This window comes from Primorskyibacter marinus, assembly GCF_003313245.1.
GTDB lineage: Bacteria > Pseudomonadota > Alphaproteobacteria > Rhodobacterales > Rhodobacteraceae > Primorskyibacter > Primorskyibacter marinus.
Genome location: NZ_QJSD01000002.1, coordinates 16,601 through 35,489, shown reverse-complemented (window position 1 = coordinate 35,489; position 18,889 = coordinate 16,601). Strand labels below are relative to the sequence as shown.

The window sequence follows — 18,889 nt, the reverse complement described above, 5'->3', positions numbered from 1 at the left end:
CGCATGTCGCAGGGTGACGATGACAGTGACAAAAGTCACGAACCATCCCAGCGAAAGCTGGATCAGGCCCGCAAAAAGGGCGAGGTTGCAAAATCCACCGACATCTCGACTTGGGCGTCCTATTTGGGGCTGCTTTTGGCATTCTATGCTGTCGGAGCCACAGCCGCGTCAAAATTTGGGTCGTTGCTGGGTGGATTTCTCGACCGGCCTGACGATTTGGCGCTGATTTTTCTCAGGCCCGGTGCCACCAAGCCAGTTGTCGGCTTAAGCAGTGGAATTTTGACAAGCATCATGCCCTTGTTCGTGTTTCCGGCAGTATTGGTTGTGCTAAGCCTGATTGCCCAACGCTCCCTTGTTTTTGCGCCGACCAAACTGCAACCGAAACTCTCCCGGATTTCCCTTATCGCAAACGCCAAGAACAAATTCGGCCGCAACGGGTTTTTTGAGTTTGGCAAGAGTTTTGCGAAACTTCTCATATATTCAATCTGCCTGGCGCTTCTAATCCGTGCTCGAATGGACGAAATTATGGGGTCGGTCCGGTCGGATCCCGCAACTGCGATTATGCTGCTCGCCAAGCTGTCAATGCAGTTCCTGATAATCGTCGTGATAATCTCGGCCGTCATTGGGGCGCTGGATTTTTTCTGGCAACATGCAGAGTTGATGCGCAAGAACCGGATGTCACATAAAGAGATGCGTGACGAGCACAAGGAGTCTGAAGGCGACCCGTATATGCGTCAGGCCCGCCGTGCCAAAGCGCAGGAAATCGTCGGAAAACAGATGGTTTCTGATGTCGCTCAGGCTGATGTCGTTCTTGTGAACCCGACGCATTACGCGGTGGCATTGAAGTGGAGTCGAGCGGCGGGCGAGGCACCGGTTTGCGTGGCAAAAGGCGTGGATGAAATCGCCCGGCGCATTCGCGAAGTTGCACAAGAAAATGGTGTGCCCATGCATTCTGATCCCCCGGCAACACGAGCTTTGTTCGCATCCACTGAAGTCGGGCAGATGATCGCGCCGGAGCATTACAAACCAGTCGCCGCAGCTATCAGGTTTGCTGAAGACATGCGGCAGCGCGCGAAAGGGTTTAGACGATGACCGGCAAGCTGATGGCTCTTGCAGAGATTGTGGACATGCAACTCAAACAGCAGATGTCTCAACTCCAAAAAATTGAGTTGCAACAGAAACAGATCCGGAATGAATTGTCGGAATTGGCAACGCTTGGGAAGTCCCGATTTAGTGGCGCATCGGAGCTACAGGCGCGGGCCATCGCGGGCGCGGATTCTGCTTGGCGAAGCTGGGCCACACAAAGGCAAACGCAGCTTAATGGACAATTGGCTTTGTTGACAGCGCGGAAACTGACACAGTTGGAAGACGTCCGTCGGGCTTTTGCGCGAAATCAGGCTGCCGAGGGGCTGGTGTCAAACGCGACGCAACAACATGGCAGAGAGCGGATCGCTCGTGAAGCAGACAGGTTGTTGGAGTTGGTGATCATGAAATCGGGGTGGTAATGGTCAAGTAAGGTGTAGTGATTCAGATGTGACCTGACAGTTGGCCATTTTTCCCGGCGACGTCTGTCAGGTCAAGTTCACGAACTTTTCTCTCCAGATTTCATTCCGGCCGACCATAGTTCTGATGGGTGTTCTGACGCAACACATTCTGCCCTGATGCGTGCCATGGTGATTGTAGTGTGACCTGCTCCCTGTAGAGTTCGCGTTTACTAGGTGTTTGATCCCACGTTTTGATGGCGTGATCCTTTCGTTGGAATGGAAGGAAGCATTATGGGACGTTCGTCATGGCAGCGCCATGTACTGTCACCCGGCAGGCGATTTGCCTGGCAAATCTGCCGAGAGGGCACGCACGCCGTCAGAGCAGCACACAGCGATCGCAAGCTTCGCTCGCGGCCCTGAGCCAAGAACCTGGCATCAATCCCAAGACTGCGCTGAGGTGCGGGCCGGCGAGGGAAAGCTCTATCTTCTCTTTGGCATTGACCGCACAAGCAAGTTTGCTGTCACCCACCTCGTCGACAAGGCTGGCAGGAAGACGGCGGGGGAGTTCCCAGAGCAACTTCTGGCGGCAGTGCCCTACAGGGTTCACAAAATTCCGCACAGTCTCAGACCATCTGCTGCGCTCGATTGACCGATTTGTGGATTCGAGCAGCATTCGGGCACATCGTACAGAGTTTTACACCCACCGCATGTATCGCCAAAATAAACCGGTTCCATAATCCTAAGGATTCAATGCCAAAGACCGGCGTGGCAGAACTATGTAAATGCTGCTTCGCCAAATAGGCGCATCTCGTCTACCGCCTCCTCTGTGTCGAACGCCCCGTTTCCGTTGAAAACAAGCCTTAGAGACCCGACCCCAGAACGCGCTTTCAGGGATGCAATTTGGCTGACGCAGTCGACCGGCGTTCCAACGATCGCCTGCGCTTCGCGGAAACTATGCAGATCTGGCGGGCCGATGCGGCTGAGATCCCGACCTGCGCGCCGGGCGGCGTCTATTCGGCGCTGATGCAGTGCGGCGTACCGGTCTGCCAATAAGCGTTGCGCCTCCGATCGCGTTCGAGCGACGAACACGAAACGCGACAAGGAAGACTCGGCGCTGCGGTCTGTCAGTCCTTCAGTTGTAATAATCCGGCGGTAGGTTGCGCATTGTGCAGCTTCGGGGGGCTCCAGGCTGAGAAGCAGCGGCAGCGTGTTTCTGGCTGCAAAGCCAATGGTTTCGTCGGTTGACCCGCCAATATAGATCGGAATACGCTGATCCTTGAGCAGCGGGCCAACGGGGGCGCTGGACGGTGGCCAGGGCTTTCCGGAGCCGATTGTGACAGTGCCGTAAAGCGCATTCGTCAGGATCGCGAAGGCCTCTTCGAAACGCGTCCGAGTCTCGGAAGGGCTGATACCCAACCGGGCCAAGGTATCAGGGTGTGTTCCACGCCCGATACCAAGATCGAAACGCCCGCCGCTTTGCCAGTGCAACTGTGCAATCATCTCGGCAAGCAACAACGGATGATAGAGCGGCAGAACCACAAGAGATGTGCCAACGCGAAGACGACGGGTGCGTGCCAGCACGGCAGAGGCCAGAAGCAGCGTCGATGGGTAGGCTTGCGGTTCTGAATGAAAGTGAAACTCGTTAAACCAGATACCACCAAAACCCAAATCATCGGCCAGATCGCATATCTCCATGAACCTATCATGAGGCAAATCCCGCCCACCGCGCCCAAAGCCAGCAATATCAAGTCTCACGGCTCACCCATCTCGAACGGCGCGATGATCGGCGCGTTGCGCAATTGTCCGAATTCGACCTCCACGCCATAGGACCGTTGGATCGTTTCGGCTGTTAGGGTATCGTGCCACGCGCCTTCGGCGAGCATTTTGCCGCGATCAAGAAGGATAATCCGCGTCGCGAACCGTGCGGCAAGTGACAGATCGTGGATCGCGATCATCACACCGATACCGCGCTCGCGCACCTGTTCGGCCAAGAGACGCAGAGTAAAAAGCTGGTTACCGATATCGAGCGCGCTCGTGGGTTCGTCCAACACGATAAGCGGCGTTTGTTGCGCAAGCGCCCGTGCCAGCATCACACGCTGGCGTTCGCCTCCGCTTAGGGCATCCATGGTGCGAAAGGCCAGATGGGTAAGCTGCAACTGGTCCAAGACCTGCTCCACGATAGAGATGTCGTGGCCCGATGGTCTTGTCCGCATGTAGGGCGCACGCCCCAACAGGCAGGTGTCGAAAACGCTCACAGGAAACCCCTCTGGCGCGCGTTGGGGCACATAGGCAATGTGTCGCGCGCGTTCGCGGACAGACATCGAAAGGATATTGCGCACGTCCAGCCGCACCTCGCCGCGCGTGGGGCGCGATTGGCCCAGCATTGCACGGACCAGCGTTGATTTGCCCGCGCCGTTTGGCCCGACAAGACCGACGATCTCTCCTGGCGCGACCGACATAGTAATATCATCGAGCACGGCACGCCCATCGACCATCTGACGCAGATTAAGGGCGTGTAATGAGCTCATGCGAAGGTCTCCCGCTTGCGTGAAACGATCAGATGCAAGAAGACCGGCACACCGACAAAGGCCACTACGATCCCGACAGGCAGAACCGTCGGACTAAATGCGAGCCGCCCGAGCGTGTCCGCCGCAAGCAGCATCACCGCGCCGCAGATGGCTGAGAAAGGCAACAAAAAGCGATGATCGCCGCCAATAATCATGCGGGCAAGGTGCGGTCCGATCAGGCCGACAAAGCCGATCACCCCCACAAAACTGATGACTGCCGCCGCCGCAACGACCGACAATAAAATGGCCGTGCCACGGATCCGGCGGACGTTCATCCCCAATGACTGCGCGACATCATCGCCCGCCACTGTCAAGGCATTGAGCTGCCATGCCTTGGCCTGCATGACCGGCAGCACAATCATCAAAACGACAGCACATAACCCGACCGCATCCCATTGCACGCCGTTCAGACTGCCGAAAGTCCAATGAACAACGCGGGCCAATTGTTCTTCGGTCGCGACGAACTGCACGGCAGCGGTCATGGCGCTGAACAGATACATAAGCGCAATACCCGTCAAGATCATCGCCTGAGCGCCCATGCCACGCCACCACGCCAGCGAAAACACACAGACCGCGCAAAGAAGCGCGAAGGCAAAGGCCGAGAGCGGGACAAAATAGATGCCCGCAGACTGCAGACCAACGCCAAACATGATGGCAATGGAGGCACCGAACCCCGCCGCCGAAGACACGCCGATAGTATAAGGGCTGACCAGCGGGTTCCGAGTGATCGCCTGCATCAAGACGCCCGAAACCGACAAAGCGGCACCCGCGATCATGGCCATAACCACACGCGGCAACCGCAAGTACACAAGAACGCGCGCTGATTGGTCATCCGTAACCAGATCAAGCTGCCCAAAGCTGGCTTTCTCGATCAGCAACAGCGCGAGCGTGCCAATGCTTGTTTCGTTGATGCCCTGCACAGTGGCGGCGGCCGCAGTCACAATCAGCAAGGCAAATGATAACGCCACGATTATGGCGCGGTGCCGCCCCGAGACCAGATACTTGGTGCCCAAGGCTCCATATAGCGAGGTGGGGGCTGTCACCGCAGCCCCGTGTCCAGTGATGGAAACCATGTTTCTTCTCAAAAACCGCCCTGGTACGTCATGCCGGGTTGATATGGCAGACCTTGGAAATCCTCGATCCACTGGCGCATCGCCTCTTCGGGATCGATGTCCGCGAACAGGTCAGGATGCGCCCATTTAGCGATCTGAAGCGCCCCGGTGATTTTTGAGGACCCTCCCGCCAGATAGTAATTGATGACATGGACGTTGTTCGATTGAACTGCCGGTGTCGACCTGACCTCTTCCCGTCCGATAAGGTCTACCCAAGTGCGGGAAAACTGATCCTCAGGGATTGCGGTGTAAGAACCGGGTTCAAGTTTAACGACGACGGCAGGTGCCCGCAGCACGATCTCTTCGGGGTCGATCGTAAAGGCGTTGGGATTGCCGCGCGCGGCTGCTTCGTCCGCGATCACGATATCGCCAAAAACATTTTCGCCGCCGCCCGCAGCAATCATGTCATGCCAGCCGGACCCCGGCGTGACAGTCACAAGCGGGCGCGTCTCTTCAAAATATACGGGTACAGTCGACACACCCTCAAGCCGATCTGCCAACAGCTTTTTATACCCGATGTAGTAATCGACCAGATTTTCGGCCTGTTCTTCATGCCCGAACAAGCGGCCCATCAGCTCTACATTTTCGACGTGTTTCAGCGTGTCCCACGCGGTAATCACCATTACGGGTATTCCAAACGGTTCCAGCTGCCGCGCGGCTTCCTCGTAGACGCCGTTACGGGGAAGGATCACCAGATCAGGGCTTTTGGCAATGATCGCTTCGTAGTTCAGATCGTTCTGGCCCTGTCCCACGACGTTGGCTTCGGTGAACTGCGGCCAATAATCCGGATCGCGATAGGTGCTGGCACCGGTCCCGACCACCTGATCGATGGCACCGATTGCGCGTGCGAATTCGACTGAATAGCGATTGAAAATCACAGCCCGTTCAATGGGCAGGTCAACCTCTACCGAGCGGCCAACATCGTCTATGATGGTTTCAGCGACGACAGCCGAAGAGCACGCCACCAACACACATGCGGTGGACAGGATTGATTTGAAGAACATAGATCACCTCGATCAATAAAGGTGCCAAAGGTGAGCGAAGATGTCCGCAGCTTTGATGAACCTGCGGGCGCAATGCCCCAGTAGTTTCAATCCAGCCATCACAACCTCTTGCCGATCACCTCGTCGGCGTTTGCGTTCGTCAAGGCAGGTCTCCTGACTCGCGGCTCAAATGTGTGATGATCCCTTCCCAGCGTTACTGCCAGTGGCATGACATCAAACTCGCCGCCTACAGTTGCGAGGGCAGTCGCAGATAGGGAAGAATCCCGTCCTGCATTCCCTTTTCATCCGCGGATGCGGAACCGTGACGCGGCAATAGATTTCACATTCCGTTACGAAATCCAAGAGCAATCGTTGGATGATCTAGTGTTTGCACCATAGGTACCCCGCTAAATGTTGCCAAGCAGCGGTTACTGGGAGTGGCTGAGAAATCAGATATGCAGACGTCCAGTGACGGAAAGTCGTAACAAGGGGAATGATCGGCAGGTCTTGTGAAGCTGCAACGCAGCATAAACCAAGCCGGATGGTCAGCCGGTATGGAAGCTGATCGCCGTCCCCAGATGCGGATAGGTTTCCGCGAAGTCCAGGGCCGCCTCATCGGCCTCGATGTCGTCAAAATCCCGAAGCAGTTCCAGATACTTTCGAAGACTGGCCGCCTTGAGGGTCTGCTTGAACGTATTCTACAGATGTGCCTTCAATTCATCCGACTTGCCCTGCATTTCAGGACATTCTTCATAAACAGCGTCGAGATTATAGCAGAACATCCGGAGGGAGCTGTCGTCTTCGGCAGCCCGGACCCTGGTGACGATTGCGAAGGCCTCGTCAACGCGCCCGGCTTTTCAAGGTTGGCATGGTTCAGGGTTTTCTGGGACATGATACTGGTTTGTTCAGGCGTCCTGTCTGGCAATTTCAACAATAAGTACGCTTTTCAGCGCGGGGCCCAGCACCGCACGACCGTCCTGATAAAGATCTTGTCGCAGTATATTTAGTTGATTTGATCCCGTGAAATTGCCGTCAAAACCACCAAGATTCGCATGGTCGAACATGGATTGAAGAAAGGCGCCTCGTAGCTTCGGTTCTTTGGCGAACACCAAGTCCTTACTTTCGGGCGCAATTTCGAGCGTAAGCGAAACCACCACCAAGGATTTTACGCGTTCATCATGAACGACCGGAACCACAAACTGATTGTTGAGCTTGACGAATTCGTATTCGGAACCGACGTCTGGCTCATGCGCTTTTCTCTCTGCTGAGAGTTGCACGGCATCAGGACCACAGAGAGAGACGTTTGCTGTATTCGCCTCTTCAGTTGGTGGTGCCAGAAAAATTGCCGCACCGATACCAGATCCGGTTCCGATCGCTGCCAGAGTGAGGGGAATTATGAGCTTGATCATGTGGTACCTCAGAAAGGAAGAACTGCATCCAGGACTTGTTGACCGACTCTGGGTTGTTGCATGTCGGAGATCTGCCCGCGGCCACCGTAAGAGATGCGCGCCGACGCAATTTTGTCATAAGTAATTTCATTCATCCGCGAGATGTCCTCCGGGCGAACATAACCGGAAACAACCAACTCGCGGATCTCGTAGTTGACGCGGACTTCTTGCAGGCCCTCGATGGAAAGGACGCCATTGGGCAGGACATCCGTCACCGTCGCCGCAACACGCAAAGTCAGCTTTTCATTGCGCCGCACGGACCCATCTCCCTTTGAATCGCTGGCACTGCTGATCGAAACGGCGTCGTCAAGGCTGCTACCTTCCGGCATTTTTTCGTTTACCCTTTGTGGCAGGCCAAAAAGCTGTGGAAGGCCAAGGCTTTCAGATCCGCTGCGCGACCGGGATGTGGCATTGGAGATTTCGGCCTTTTCATCTATTTCGATTACAACGGTCATTATATCGCCGCGCTTCTCGGCGCGCCGGTCGCCCAGCAAGGAACGCCGACTTCCGCTCCACAAAGATGCCTCGTCATGCGGCGCAAGTCGCGTCGTGGTTTCCGGCAAACCGGCAAATACCATGGCTTGATGTTCCGGGCCCCGGTTGGCCGGCGTGAAATCCGGAGCCTTTCCAATGTGATCCATCCGGCCGCATCCCGCGAGGCCGGCGCATAGGCCGGCGATGATAAGCGTCGTCTTTTTCATTGTGATACAACCACCTGCCCTTGAGGATCGATCTGCCCGAACACGCTGGTTCGGGAACTTAGGTTCATGACGCGGATACGGTCACCTTCACCGCCGCGTCCCAGTGATCTGCCGTCCGAAGTTATCCGCAGGCCGCCCTGTTCGAAAATCAGCGTGACGATGTCGTTTCTGTCGACAATCGCCGGCGGTCCGACGTCGCCTGCCCGAACCGGCCTGCCTGCATAGATCGTCACCCGGGCTTCCTGTCCGATTGCGTCGTCGAGGACAGTCAAAGCGCCGGGGATTATGGTGTCGGAAACCACCAGATCCTGTGCAGACAGGAGTGACTGCGCACGGATCGTCCGCGCGGCGATCAATGTTTCGGCAACAGCGGGCACCGCGAGCAGGCAGAAAAGGGAGGCGAGGATTGTTTTCATCACCTGACCTGCGTCGTTGCGCCCAGCATCTGGTCCGCGGCGGAAATGACCTTGGCGTTCAGCTCATACCCTCGTTGTGCCTCGATCAGTTCGGTGACTTCACGAACCGCATCGACAGAACTGTCCTCAAGATAACCCTGTCGCAAGGTGCCAAGCCCGTCTTCGCCGGGTGATGCCGTCAGCGCAGGACCGGAGGCTTCGGTTTCCACAAACAGGTTGCTGCCCATTGCCTCTAGTCCCTTGGGGTTGGTGAACCCGGCTAGATTGAACTGGCCCAGAACCTGCGCTTCGGTGGTGTCGTTGAAATAGGCGTAGACCTCTCCATCACCATTGATCGAGATCGAGCGGGCATCAGATGGGATCACGATGTCCGGCGCGACGGGAAACCCCTCTGACGTGACGATCAATCCGTCTGCGCTGCGTTTCAGCCCGCCATCCCGGGTATAGGCGGCGCGGCCAGACGGCAGCGTGACCTCCAGATAGCCTTGGCCATCAATCGCGATATCCAGATCGCCACCGGTTGCCGACAGTGCCCCTTGTTGTAGTTGCACTGACACGGCAGCGGGTCGGACACCCAGACCAAGTTGAACGCCCGTCGGCAAAACGGTGCCATCAGACGCATTGATTGACCCGGCGCGGCTGACTTGCTGGTAGTGCAGGTCGGCAAACTCCGCGCGGCGTGCATTATATCCGGTTGTGCTCATGTTCGACAGGTTGTTCGAGATAACCTCGACCCGCATCTGCTGAGCGCTCATCCCGGTGGCGGCAATCTTCAGGGCACGCATTCTGCTCTCCTGTATTGATCTATTTGATTAGTGTTTTCATAGCCGTGCGGATGCGTTCGTCTTCGGCATCCATAAAGCTTTGGCCCATCTCGTAGGCGCGCTGAACCTCGATCATGCGGGCAAGCTGGCTGATCGGATCGACATTCGACGCTTCAAGAAACCCCTGGATGACACGCGCATCTTCAACCGGTTCTGCCCCGGCCTCGCTGCGGAAAAGCACGCTGCCTTCACGGATCATCTCGCGCGGGTTCACAGGCGCGAAGATCCCGACCTGTCCCATGGGCTGACCATTGGCACTGATTGTGCCATCCGGTGCGATGCTGACAGGTCCGTCCCCGGCGGGCACAAACACAGGCGCCTCGCCGAGATCCAACACCGGATGCCCGTCCGCAGTGACCAGATTTCCCTGCGCGTCAGGTGTGAACATGCCCGCGCGAGTCAGCCGGTTTCCGTCCGGCGTTTGCACCATGAAGAAACCATCGCCTTCGATTGCCAGGTCAAATGCATTGCCGGTCTTGGTCAACTCGCCTTGTGAAAGCGAGGTTTCGGCAACGCGGGCCGACGCCATGGACAGGCTGTCTCCGCCTTTTGAACGCATGATATATTCTGAAAAAAGCAATCCTTCCTGCTTGAAGCCGGTGGTCGCCGCGTTGGCGATATTGTTGGCAACCACCTGCATCTCGCGTTTCAGGCCGGATTGTCGGGTGAGCGTCGTGTACCCTGCGTTTTCCATTCTATCCTCCGATTATCAAAGGCATGAGGTGGTCATGAAAGAAGGCCACCAGGGTTTGTGTCATGAAGCTCATCGAGAGCCAGAAAACGACCACGATCGCGATCATTTTCGGCACGAAAGTCAGGGTCATCTCTTGCACTGAGGTCAGCGCCTGAAACAAGCCGATGCCGACGCCGGCAATCAAGGCGGCGGTCAGGATCGGGACCGAGGTGATGACCGCCACCCACAAACCCTGTCGCAACGTGTCATAGAAAACCGCTTCGCTGAGCATGATGTCGCCTCAGACCGGCATCCGAAGGATTTCCTGATACGCCTCAACCACCTTGTTGCGGACGGTCACAGCGGTTTCGACTGCAAGCTCCGATTGCGCTAGCGCTTGAACCAAGGCGTGGGGATCTGCCTGTCCTACCATCGCGGCCTTCGCAGTTTCCTCGCCGGCCTGAACGGTCTGGGCGAAATCTTCTGCCATATTGACGAAGGTGTCTTTGGTGTTTTCGGCTGTTTCTGGCGCGGGCTGAAGTGCCGGTTTGCTGCTGGTGTAGCTTTGGGCCGCGAAAAGCGATTGGATATCCATTCTGGTCTCCGTTTGTAATTAGCGTCTTAGAAGTTCAAGCAACCCGCTCGACATTTGCCGGGCCTGATCGAACATTTTCAGGTTGGCCTCGTAGCTGCGCTGGGCTTCACGGGCGTCTGCCATCTCGATTATCAAATCCACATTGGAGGCTTCGTAATGACCGGTTTGGTCTGCCATCGGATGCGAAGGGTCGTGGATTTTGTCGAGTTCCGTCCTGTCGAGCGTCACCCGACCGGTCGCCACGCTGCCAACGCCAGTCGCACGGTTCATTTCCGTCTCGAACGGCACAAGCTTACGGCGATAGCCGGGCGTATCTGCATTGGCGATGTTTTCTGACACCAGCCGTAACCGTTTGGCCTGGGCCTGCAAGCCGCTGGCAGAAACAAATAAGGATTCGGAAAATGCACTCATTCAGCGTCCTTCCTAGATCAACCGCGGCCAAGGCTGGCACGCAGGATATTGAGGCTGGATTTGTAAACGGCGAGGGCCTGATCGTGATTGCGTTTTGCTTCTACGGCCTTGACCATTTCCATCTCGACCGAAACACCATTGCCGTTCGGACTATCCGACGCGCTCTCTGCGATGCTGATTTCAGGCGTGGCCGAGGAAACGTTCCCGTTCAAATGTCCGGCGCGGGTTGCTTTTTGGACGGCTGCCGTCCCGCCGGATTGACTGGCGAAGTTGGCGAAATCACCGACCTGTCGCGCAAGATAGTCCGGCGTATCGGCATTCGCGATGTTCTGCGAAATGACGGCTTGCCGCGTTCCTGCGTGTTGTGCCAGCGAAATGGCGGTCCGGAAAATCTCTAGGTTCTGATACACCGGGGTTTCTCCCTCGATTGGCTTCAACCAAGGCTTAACCCTGATTCCTTTAGAAAAGGTTTGTGGAACATTTCAGGAGCGTTCGATGCAAAATCGAGGGATTGCCGATCTGAGGAATAAAATCACCAGTCTGGAACCTGTTCGGGCGGTGGGTCGTGTGGCTGAGGTCGAGGGCGCGCTGATCTGGGTGCGTGGCATCGCCGGTGATGCACGGATCGGCGACAGATTAAGCCTGTTCCGTCGGGATAACGTGCCGCTTGGCGGTGAAGCTTTGATGATTCGCAACGCTATGGTCGCGATGTTGCCAGAGGGCAACGTAGAAGGCGTGACTCTGGAAGACCGGGTCGCAGTCTTGGGTCGGAATACTCTGGCACCTTCAGATGAATGGATCGGGCGCGTGATTGATCCGTTCGGAAAGGCGCTGGATGGTTTGCCATTGTCGGCAGGAAGCGGAAGGCGGGAATTGCGATGTGATCCTCCGGACCCAGCAAGCCGGAGGCCTTTGGGCAAGCGCCTGGAGACCGGGCACGTTGTTTTCAATACGTTCCTCCCGATTGCACGCGGTCAACGGCTTGGGCTTTTTGCGGGGTCGGGCGTTGGCAAATCTAGCTTGCTGGCCAGCCTTGCACGCCAGATCGACGCCGACGTTGTTGTTGTGTCGCTTGTTGGCGAACGCGGCCGCGAGCTTCGGGAGTTTGTCGATACCACACTTGGTGAGGATGGCATGAAGCGGTCAGTTGTCGTCGCCGCAACGTCTGATCGATCACCACTTGTCCGACGGCGTTGTCCATTGGCTGCGATGGCAGTTGCCGAACATTTTCGGGATCAGGGCGCGCATGTCTTATTACTCGTGGATTCAATCACGCGATTTGCCGAAGCGCATCGGGAGGTTGCAATCGCGGCTGGCGAGCTTCCAGCGTTGCGCGGGTATCCGCCCTCCACAGCGCATCAGATTATGTCGCTGTGCGAACGTGCCGGGCCGGGATCTGCCGCGGCAGGTGACATTACGGCCATCTTCTCAGTTCTTGTCGCGGGATCAGACATGGAAGAACCTGTCGCAGATATTCTGCGCGGCGTTCTTGATGGCCATGTCGTGATGGACCGTAAAATTGCCGAACGTGGACGATATCCGGCAATAGATTTGCTGAGGTCCGTTTCACGAAGTCTGCCCGGATGCGCCAGCGAAGACGAGAATCAATTGCTCCTTGCTGCACGCAAGTTAATGGGAACATATTCGGAATCTGAAATGATGGTTCGCGCGGGGTTGTATAAAGACGGCACAGATCCCGCACTGGACCAGGCTATTCGCGCTTGGCCGGAACTGGACGGCTTTCTTTCACTTTCCGAGCCTGGCAGTTCCCGAGACAGCTTTTCGCGGCTGCATCTAATTCTGCGTAAATCCGGTGTGCAGATTGTTCCTGTCGCAACAAATGCGGTCACAGCGGCACCGCATGTCCCGGGTCAAGTTTCGGGATGAGGTGAGCCTAGGTGTTAGATTCCACAGTTTGACGGTACGTTTTTCCCTGACTCGGAAGGAAGCAATGCGGGCCAAGTTCGTCACGGGGGCGTGATATACTGTCACCCGGCAGGCGCATGCGCAGCAAGCTGCCGAGAGAGGTTTCTTTCAGATCGACATAGCCGAGGTTCAAACTGTGGAGGGCAAGCCCTAGCTCCTTGTTGGCATTGACCGAGCCAGAAAGTTTACGATCATGCAACTCGTGGAAAAGACCGATCGCAAGGCCGCGTGGGATCCCTCGAATATCTGCTCAAGGCCGTCCGCTACCGCATTCACGCGATCCTGACCTCCTCTCATTGGCTGCTCCGTAATCAAGTGCCGGGCCATGGACAACGGCATCCAGTTCGCCGAGCAGCCCGGCAACCGAACCATCCGTGCAGCGGCTCCGTAACGACAACCACGATCAGTTGTGAGTGCATCTCGCCGACGTCATAGCGGCCTACTATTTCGCCGGAAAGCTCAAGATATTCAGCGGTCACAGGCCCTACGAATACATATGCTGAAACCGGACTTCAGAACCAATTCGACTCACCGGCAATTCGATCAATCAGATGTCAGGCCTGAGTAACTAGTAAATACGGAAAGATTGAAGCAAGGAAAGCGCTATCGTTCCAGCTTGATTTACGGGCTGGCTCTTAATTTGTGCACGTAAAAGAAATGTTTCGACGATTTTGTTGATGCTATCAGCGTCAGACAAATCCTTTAGGTTTGACGTCCCGAAAGAACGTTCTGTCTTTTCTTTAAACGTCTCAAGCTGCTTGTCGATATCCAGAGAACCAAAATCGCTTGGCAAACCAAGTGCGGTCTCAAACACCACTCGAAGGGCCGTCGTCCCCATTATTTGGAACCATTTTGTATCGTTACCCGACGTAGAATTGGTTATTCCCGGCAACCCACGGGAAAAGTTCAAAGCCAATCGCATGTCATCATCTTGTTCGCCAACGGCAACTTCAAAAGTCTGGCTTTGGTATTTCTGTACGATCTCTTGAGGAAAGTCAGACAACTTCGTTCGCGGCGCATCAAGCTTCCCGAAGCCAAATGCCTTTGCAAATGCTGAATACCGTGAGTCCGACAGTTTGTTCGCCAAGGATGATGGGTCCAAGGTGCCCTCTTCCAAGACTTTTCGAATTAAAAACTTGCTGTCGATGTCGTTGGAAAGCCCAAACGCCCCCAAGGCAATTCTTAGAAGTCGTCTATCGGAAACCAGCTGCTCTGCCGTATCAATCTTTCCGATGTGTTCTTTAAAGTAGTCTGTGTCCCGCCGGATCGTGACAGAGTTGGCATGGGTGTTCTTCTGCACCGCTAAAGTTCTATCCAGAAACTTCCAGCCGGATAGGCCTGTGGTAGGAATGACGGGTTGGTAGGTCATGGTCGATGTGCCGCAAGCAGTCGGTCCTCTCGCGGAATAAGTGCTTTCAAGGCGCGAAGGCACTGATAGAACTGCTGACGCACCAGCGCGTCAGTTGCTTGACTGAGAATTTTGCGACTATCGCCGTCAGTCAATATTTGGCTGAGCTCTTCAATCCTTCGTAAGAGTTGGTGTTTGACCACTTCAGGTGCCGCATCACCAGTCAAAACCAATTGCGCGGAATAGCAAATTCGACGCACGGGCGTTGTTGCGTCGTCGGGATGTATCGCATCGCGAAGCCTAAGGATATTGGCATTCGGTGACAGGATGGTAAATCGGCTTCGTCGGTCGCCATTTTCGACAACAGCGCCATTAATAAGCAACCTTTCCTTGGGTCCAAGTTTTAGCACCAGTCCGGTCATCGCTGTGCTCCTCCATTGCTAAGGCCCTTCAAGATCGCAGCGTTGATTTGCAACAGTGGCGCAACACCAGCGCTACCTTTAAGCACCTCACCGGTGTGGCGCTGTGTAAATTCAGCAAGATACACGATCTGGGCGCGCAGAGATCGAGGCAGCTGATTCCCGTCTCCAGCCACATCGACCGCCAGTGCCGTCCATAGTTTTCGATTGTCGTGCAGCGCCGATGCCAGTTCCGCAAAGCCCGAAGTGCCCTTAAGCGCTGTTGCGCGAATTCGGTGCGTCACTTTCGCGATAATCTCATATTCAGTGCTACGGGCGGTACGTGTCGAGGATTCCGAGTTTGAGTAGGCGCGTTGGGCCAACATGTGAGCGTTCACGTCACATCCTTCCGAAAGTTGCAATGTAGGGGGTCATTGGGGTGCGGAGGCCGTTGAAACGGCCCCCGCAAATCAGTTTAACGGAAAAGCGACAGCAAAGACTGCGGTGCTTGATTGGCAATCGAAAGCGCTTGAACACCAAGTTGCTGCTGTACCTGTAGGGCTTGCAGTCGCGCGGACGCCTCTTCCATATCCGCATCTACCATCGCACCGATGCCGGATGTCAGAGAATCTGTAAGATTCGAGATGAAATCAGCCTGGGTAGAAATCCGCCCTTCTACCGAGCCGAAGGCAGCAGCAGCTTCAATTGACGTGTCAATGAGAGTTTCGACAGCTGCAAGGGCAGCGGTCGCGCCCCCTGCGGTTGAAACGTCGATACCTGCCATCGCACCAAGACCGCCCGAACCTGCGTTGGTAAACTGGCCGCTGACAGACAGGTCGACAGCGCCGGCATTGGTGAAGTCAAGCGTTCCCGGGGTGCCGCTGTCGTAATCGACAGTCAAACCAGCAATATTCAGATTGTCGATCTTTGACTTTAGCGCAACAGCGACCACATCAGCAGTCGTTGTCGATGCGGCGTCGTCAGCGGTAACCGTGTAGGAGACTGTTTCACCGCCGACAGTCAGTGCAACCTTATCACCAGCTGCAAAAGGCGTACCGTTCTCAGCAATTTCAATCTGTTCGTTGCCGCCCCCCGCGTCCAATGCGAAGGCAACTGCATCACCGTTACCGGATGAACCAGTCGAACTACCCGAGAAAATATCATTGGCGGTATAGCCGCCCTGCGACAGGTCCTGTGCAGCTACTGTGATTGAAGAGGCAGTAACATTGCCAGCGCTGTCGCGATCAAGCGAAGACAAGATCGAAGCACCGCCGCCGCCATTAACGAGGTTCAAACCATTGAACTGCGCCGCACCCACGACGGATGCAATCTGATTTTTAAGTGCTGTAACGTCGTCGTTGATCTTATCTCGATCAACGTTGTCTTCTTGTGCGGCGACGATCTTGCCCTTCATCTGGGTCAACAGATCAGTGATCGTTTCAGATGCCTGCCGTGCTACTGCAACAGTAGATTCGCCAAGTGACAGACTGTCAGAGATGGCCTTGAAGCCCTTGACATCCGACTCCATGACTTTCGAGATCGCCCAAACTGCCGAATTGTCCTTGGCGCTCGCAACGTTCTTGCCCGTTGAAATCTGGCTTTGTGTCTGGGACAGGCCGGAATTGATGGATTTCAGAGTTTGCAGCGCGACCATTGCGCTGTTATTTGTCAGAATGCTCGACATAGCATTTCCTTTTTCTCAAATGGGTATTTAACCCGTTCAAACATGTCGCGGTTATCCGCGTCGAAAGCGCCATTCTGACTATTACAGCCCGGTTGTTCCGGTCACTGCGCCATCTCATTGGATGCCCGGCTATCTTGTGCGAATGATCCCTAATGGAGCGCTAATAACGTCAAGCCACTTATGTATGATTTTATTGAAATTACGCGCGTTTCTCGACACGGTTTTGATTCGTGCTTTCGAGAGCGGACTTGCGACCAGTTTGATCGTAGGTTTCAAGCGATCGGCGAATCCTGCGGAGGCTGCCCAACCGATTGGCAACTGAACGAATCCCCAAAAGAGCACGGTCGAGCAGGATTTGGTTTCTTGCCAATTTCTGTTGTAGTCTAGAGATGTCTGAAACGTCAGCCCCACTTAAATCTGCCACCAACGTTTCTTTCTGCGACACCATTCTGCCAATCTGATCCAGATCTCCGGACAACAAGGCCTCTCGCTCTGCATTCAGCAGATCATCCAGCGCATCCCGCACATCGTCTATATTTTGTTCAGCCATCTTGACGCTCCTTCAATGCGTGGAAAATCGTTTCGGCCAGGCCGATGCCGCCCGATTGCGTAATGGCTCTGGCCTGCTCCATCCTCAGAAAGGATGAAAACTGTTCTTCTCCAGCGCCTCCTCCAAAGCCTTCTGGGGCGTCTCCCAAGCTGGCGGCTTTCAACATCTCGGACAGAAACTGAGCTTCCAACTCGCGGGATGCGGCCATCAAGGCGCTGTCGCCGGACGAGGGTGGGGTACTGGGTGGGTGAATTGACTGAATCAGCATCTAAAGTTCCTAAGTATGGTCTGATTAACTTCGATTTGATCTGACAGCGGTAAAGATGCGGTAACTAAACTTCGTAATAGTGGTGCGGTGATAGAACCCGCCGGGAGCTCAGGAATGTTAGAACACCCGTTTTCGCGCTTTAATGGCGCTACAGCTGACAATCATTTGGTCAAACAGAAGCAGGAGGTGCCCAAGTCTGATTTCAGCACGTTTCTGGAAACAACCGTCAACAAAGCGGAACGTAGACCCGATGAGACTTCATCTTCAGATGTCAAAAGCTCTGAAACGAAGGGAGACCTGCCCAATGACGAAGAAACGAACGACGAAGATAGTGCTGGTGTACAAGGTGGCCTGACGGAGGACAGCACTGCTTCCGAAGAACTTTCTACAGATGATGCGGTCGGTGCTGGTTTTTCAGCGGCTAAAGGCGTGGAGAATGCCCAGCGGCTGGGGGCGTCCTTGGCATCTCGTGACAGCAGTTCGAAACCGCTAGGCGGGGAAAAAGAGGCCCAGAGCCAAAATGCAGGAAAAGACGGAAAATCAGATACAAATGCGGCCTTGAGGACAGATGGTAAGAGTTGGGTGGCGTTAAACAGCGGCACCTCTGCCGACGGTTTGATTTCGTCGCCAAAAGTGTCCGGCCAAAACCCAACAAACAGAATCGATGCGCCAATCGCCGCCGAGATGCTGTCTGCGATGCCTGTCAGCTCTGGATCATTGCAGCCGCTTCCTGGAAGGCCAGGTCTGGTCGGCCAGACGACCAATGGGTCGAAGGTGCCAAGCGGTACCGAATCTGATGTGAAAACCCTGATTGCCACAAAAGAGCAGGTTAAGATTGCCGAAGAAGACGATGTTAGGGTCCATCCAGCGGCATCGCGCGTTGACAGTTCGATCCGTCATGCGGCCTCGGACGCTGTGGTATCTCAACATGGTACAGCAGGCTATTCGTCTGTCATGACCATGGCGCAAGAAAGATCTGATTCTGCTTTGAAGGTCACTGAATCAATGCTGGAAGTCGAGTTTGATGCGGAGATTAAACAGCAATCAGGTGAGGGCCCTTACACCACGTCAATTCAGGAATTGGGTCGGAAGGCAGCGACCCAAGCCATGTATCGTCCGGAAAATATTACACGGCAAATCGTTGAGGCGATCCATCGAGCCGCCGACAACCGGGTTGAGATCCGCTTGAACCCGGATGAGTTGGGGCGTGTGCAGATCCAGATGACGACGACGGAAGCGGGCATCGTAATGTCTGTAATCTCTGAACGCCCAGAGACGACAGAACTGTTGCGGCGCCATATCGATTTGCTCGCGCAAGAGTTCGAGGGAATGGGATATTCAGAAATGGAATTCACATTCAACGATGAGGGCGCAAGCCGCGAGCAGCATAGCAGGCCGAATCACGCAAGCCCTGCCGAAAGTCAAACAAACACCATGCAGAATCAAGAATCCCAGGAAGCGACGACAATCGCCCTCACTGGGATAGATATAAGGATTTAAA

The 18,889-nt window shown here is 55.3% G+C and carries 24 protein-coding genes, 1 pseudogene and 1 riboswitch; of the genes and pseudogenes, 5 read left to right on the top strand and 20 right to left on the bottom strand.

Annotated elements, in window-relative coordinates:
* The first annotated feature begins 3 nt into the window (after window positions 1-3).
* The 3 genes from DMZ65_RS04125 (at window position 4) to DMZ65_RS19640 (ending at window position 2,133) form a co-directional block, all read left to right on the top strand.
* Entirely contained in the window at window positions 4-1,092 is a 1,089-nt protein-coding gene (locus DMZ65_RS04125) for an EscU/YscU/HrcU family type III secretion system export apparatus switch protein (RefSeq protein WP_116597656.1), read from the top strand.
* Window positions 1,089-1,505: a hypothetical protein gene (locus DMZ65_RS04120; RefSeq protein ID WP_116597655.1), complete on the top strand. Its 417-nt coding sequence runs from the start codon at window positions 1,089-1,091 to the stop codon at window positions 1,503-1,505. The genes DMZ65_RS04125 and DMZ65_RS04120 overlap by 4 nt, the downstream gene beginning before the upstream one ends.
* Before the next feature lie 217 nt (window positions 1,506-1,722).
* Window positions 1,723-2,133 carry a hypothetical protein gene (locus DMZ65_RS19640; RefSeq protein WP_198662624.1) on the top strand — a complete coding sequence of 137 codons (411 nt, stop codon included), beginning with the start codon at window positions 1,723-1,725 and terminating at the stop codon, window positions 2,131-2,133.
* Between the two features lie 125 nt (window positions 2,134-2,258).
* Here DMZ65_RS19640 and DMZ65_RS04110 read toward each other — a convergent pair whose 3' ends face one another.
* The 14 genes and pseudogenes from DMZ65_RS04110 to DMZ65_RS04050 all read right to left on the bottom strand — a co-directional run bounded on the left by DMZ65_RS04110 (window position 2,259) and on the right by DMZ65_RS04050 (window position 11,624).
* The gene (locus tag DMZ65_RS04110) at window positions 2,259-3,179 is read right to left on the bottom strand and encodes an LLM class flavin-dependent oxidoreductase (RefSeq protein WP_198662623.1); all 921 of its coding nucleotides are present in this window, start codon (window positions 3,177-3,179) and stop codon (window positions 2,259-2,261) included.
* A gap of 56 nt (window positions 3,180-3,235) precedes the next feature.
* On the bottom strand, window positions 3,236-4,012 hold the full coding sequence (locus DMZ65_RS04105; protein ID WP_116597653.1) for an ABC transporter ATP-binding protein: 777 nt from the start codon (window positions 4,010-4,012) through the stop codon (window positions 3,236-3,238).
* On the bottom strand, window positions 4,009-5,124 hold the full coding sequence (locus DMZ65_RS04100; protein ID WP_116597652.1) for a FecCD family ABC transporter permease: 1,116 nt from the start codon (window positions 5,122-5,124) through the stop codon (window positions 4,009-4,011). The genes DMZ65_RS04105 and DMZ65_RS04100 overlap by 4 nt, the downstream gene beginning before the upstream one ends.
* An 8-nt stretch (window positions 5,125-5,132) precedes the next feature.
* Window positions 5,133-6,167: an ABC transporter substrate-binding protein gene (locus DMZ65_RS04095; protein WP_116597651.1), complete on the bottom strand. Its 1,035-nt coding sequence runs from the start codon at window positions 6,165-6,167 to the stop codon at window positions 5,133-5,135.
* Window positions 6,168-6,293: 126 nt separating this feature from the next.
* Window positions 6,294-6,486, bottom strand: a riboswitch (cobalamin riboswitch).
* A 205-nt stretch (window positions 6,487-6,691) separates the two neighbouring features.
* Window positions 6,692-6,829, bottom strand: a pseudogene (locus DMZ65_RS20120) (DUF6880 family protein); the annotation flags it as partial.
* 222 nt (window positions 6,830-7,051) lie between these two features.
* Window positions 7,052-7,555, bottom strand: a complete 504-nt coding sequence (locus DMZ65_RS04090) for a flagellar basal body-associated protein FliL (RefSeq protein ID WP_232824886.1) — start codon at window positions 7,553-7,555, stop codon at window positions 7,052-7,054.
* Between the two features lie 8 nt (window positions 7,556-7,563).
* Window positions 7,564-8,295 (bottom strand): flagellar basal body L-ring protein FlgH, encoded by a 732-nt coding sequence (gene flgH / locus DMZ65_RS04085; protein WP_116597650.1) that lies wholly within the window; start codon window positions 8,293-8,295, stop codon window positions 7,564-7,566.
* Window positions 8,292-8,711, bottom strand: coding sequence for a flagellar basal body P-ring formation chaperone FlgA (gene flgA, locus DMZ65_RS04080; RefSeq protein ID WP_116597649.1), 420 nt, complete (start codon window positions 8,709-8,711; stop codon window positions 8,292-8,294). Before flgA ends, flgH begins: the two co-directional genes overlap by 4 nt.
* A complete protein-coding gene (gene flgG, locus DMZ65_RS04075) occupies window positions 8,711-9,496 on the bottom strand; it encodes a flagellar basal-body rod protein FlgG (protein WP_116597648.1) in 786 nt (261 codons plus the stop codon). The genes flgA and flgG overlap by 1 nt, the downstream gene beginning before the upstream one ends.
* A 19-nt stretch (window positions 9,497-9,515) precedes the next feature.
* Window positions 9,516-10,229 carry a flagellar hook-basal body complex protein gene (locus DMZ65_RS04070; RefSeq protein ID WP_116597647.1) on the bottom strand — a complete coding sequence of 238 codons (714 nt, stop codon included), beginning with the start codon at window positions 10,227-10,229 and terminating at the stop codon, window positions 9,516-9,518.
* Between the two features lies 1 nt (window position 10,230).
* Window positions 10,231-10,500, bottom strand: a complete 270-nt coding sequence (locus DMZ65_RS04065; protein ID WP_116597646.1) for a flagellar biosynthetic protein FliQ — start codon at window positions 10,498-10,500, stop codon at window positions 10,231-10,233.
* Between the two features lie 9 nt (window positions 10,501-10,509).
* Entirely contained in the window at window positions 10,510-10,803 is a 294-nt protein-coding gene (gene fliE, locus DMZ65_RS04060; protein WP_116597645.1) for a flagellar hook-basal body complex protein FliE, read from the bottom strand.
* Between the two features lie 18 nt (window positions 10,804-10,821).
* Window positions 10,822-11,214: a flagellar basal body rod protein FlgC gene (flgC, locus tag DMZ65_RS04055; RefSeq protein WP_116597644.1), complete on the bottom strand. Its 393-nt coding sequence runs from the start codon at window positions 11,212-11,214 to the stop codon at window positions 10,822-10,824.
* A 17-nt stretch (window positions 11,215-11,231) separates the two neighbouring features.
* The gene (locus DMZ65_RS04050; protein WP_198662622.1) at window positions 11,232-11,624 is read right to left on the bottom strand and encodes a FlgB family protein; all 393 of its coding nucleotides are present in this window, start codon (window positions 11,622-11,624) and stop codon (window positions 11,232-11,234) included.
* A gap of 85 nt (window positions 11,625-11,709) precedes the next feature.
* Here DMZ65_RS04050 and DMZ65_RS04045 point away from each other — a divergent pair, with 85 nt between their 5' ends.
* Complete coding sequence (locus tag DMZ65_RS04045) at window positions 11,710-13,101, top strand: FliI/YscN family ATPase (protein WP_116597642.1); 1,392 nt, start codon at window positions 11,710-11,712, stop codon at window positions 13,099-13,101.
* 607 nt (window positions 13,102-13,708) lie between these two features.
* Here the strand turns inward: DMZ65_RS04045 and DMZ65_RS04035 are convergent.
* The 6 genes from DMZ65_RS04035 to DMZ65_RS04010 all read right to left on the bottom strand — a co-directional run bounded on the left by DMZ65_RS04035 (window position 13,709) and on the right by DMZ65_RS04010 (window position 17,388).
* A complete protein-coding gene (locus DMZ65_RS04035) occupies window positions 13,709-14,509 on the bottom strand; it encodes a DUF1217 domain-containing protein (protein WP_116597640.1) in 801 nt (266 codons plus the stop codon).
* Complete coding sequence (gene flbT, locus DMZ65_RS04030; protein WP_116597639.1) at window positions 14,506-14,910, bottom strand: flagellar biosynthesis repressor FlbT; 405 nt, start codon at window positions 14,908-14,910, stop codon at window positions 14,506-14,508. The genes DMZ65_RS04035 and flbT overlap by 4 nt, the downstream gene beginning before the upstream one ends.
* Entirely contained in the window at window positions 14,907-15,272 is a 366-nt protein-coding gene (gene flaF, locus DMZ65_RS04025; protein ID WP_116597638.1) for a flagellar biosynthesis regulator FlaF, read from the bottom strand. Before flaF ends, flbT begins: the two co-directional genes overlap by 4 nt.
* Before the next feature lie 89 nt (window positions 15,273-15,361).
* Entirely contained in the window at window positions 15,362-16,570 is a 1,209-nt protein-coding gene (locus tag DMZ65_RS04020) for a flagellin N-terminal helical domain-containing protein (RefSeq protein ID WP_116597637.1), read from the bottom strand.
* A gap of 199 nt (window positions 16,571-16,769) precedes the next feature.
* Window positions 16,770-17,120: a flagellar biosynthesis protein FlgN gene (locus tag DMZ65_RS04015; protein ID WP_116597636.1), complete on the bottom strand. Its 351-nt coding sequence runs from the start codon at window positions 17,118-17,120 to the stop codon at window positions 16,770-16,772.
* On the bottom strand, window positions 17,113-17,388 hold the full coding sequence (locus DMZ65_RS04010; protein ID WP_116597635.1) for a rod-binding protein: 276 nt from the start codon (window positions 17,386-17,388) through the stop codon (window positions 17,113-17,115). The genes DMZ65_RS04015 and DMZ65_RS04010 overlap by 8 nt, the downstream gene beginning before the upstream one ends.
* A gap of 114 nt (window positions 17,389-17,502) precedes the next feature.
* Between DMZ65_RS04010 and DMZ65_RS04005 the strand changes: the two genes are divergently transcribed.
* Window positions 17,503-18,888, top strand: a complete 1,386-nt coding sequence (locus tag DMZ65_RS04005) for a flagellar hook-length control protein FliK (protein WP_116597634.1) — start codon at window positions 17,503-17,505, stop codon at window positions 18,886-18,888.
* The last annotated feature ends 1 nt before the right edge of the window (window position 18,889 follow it).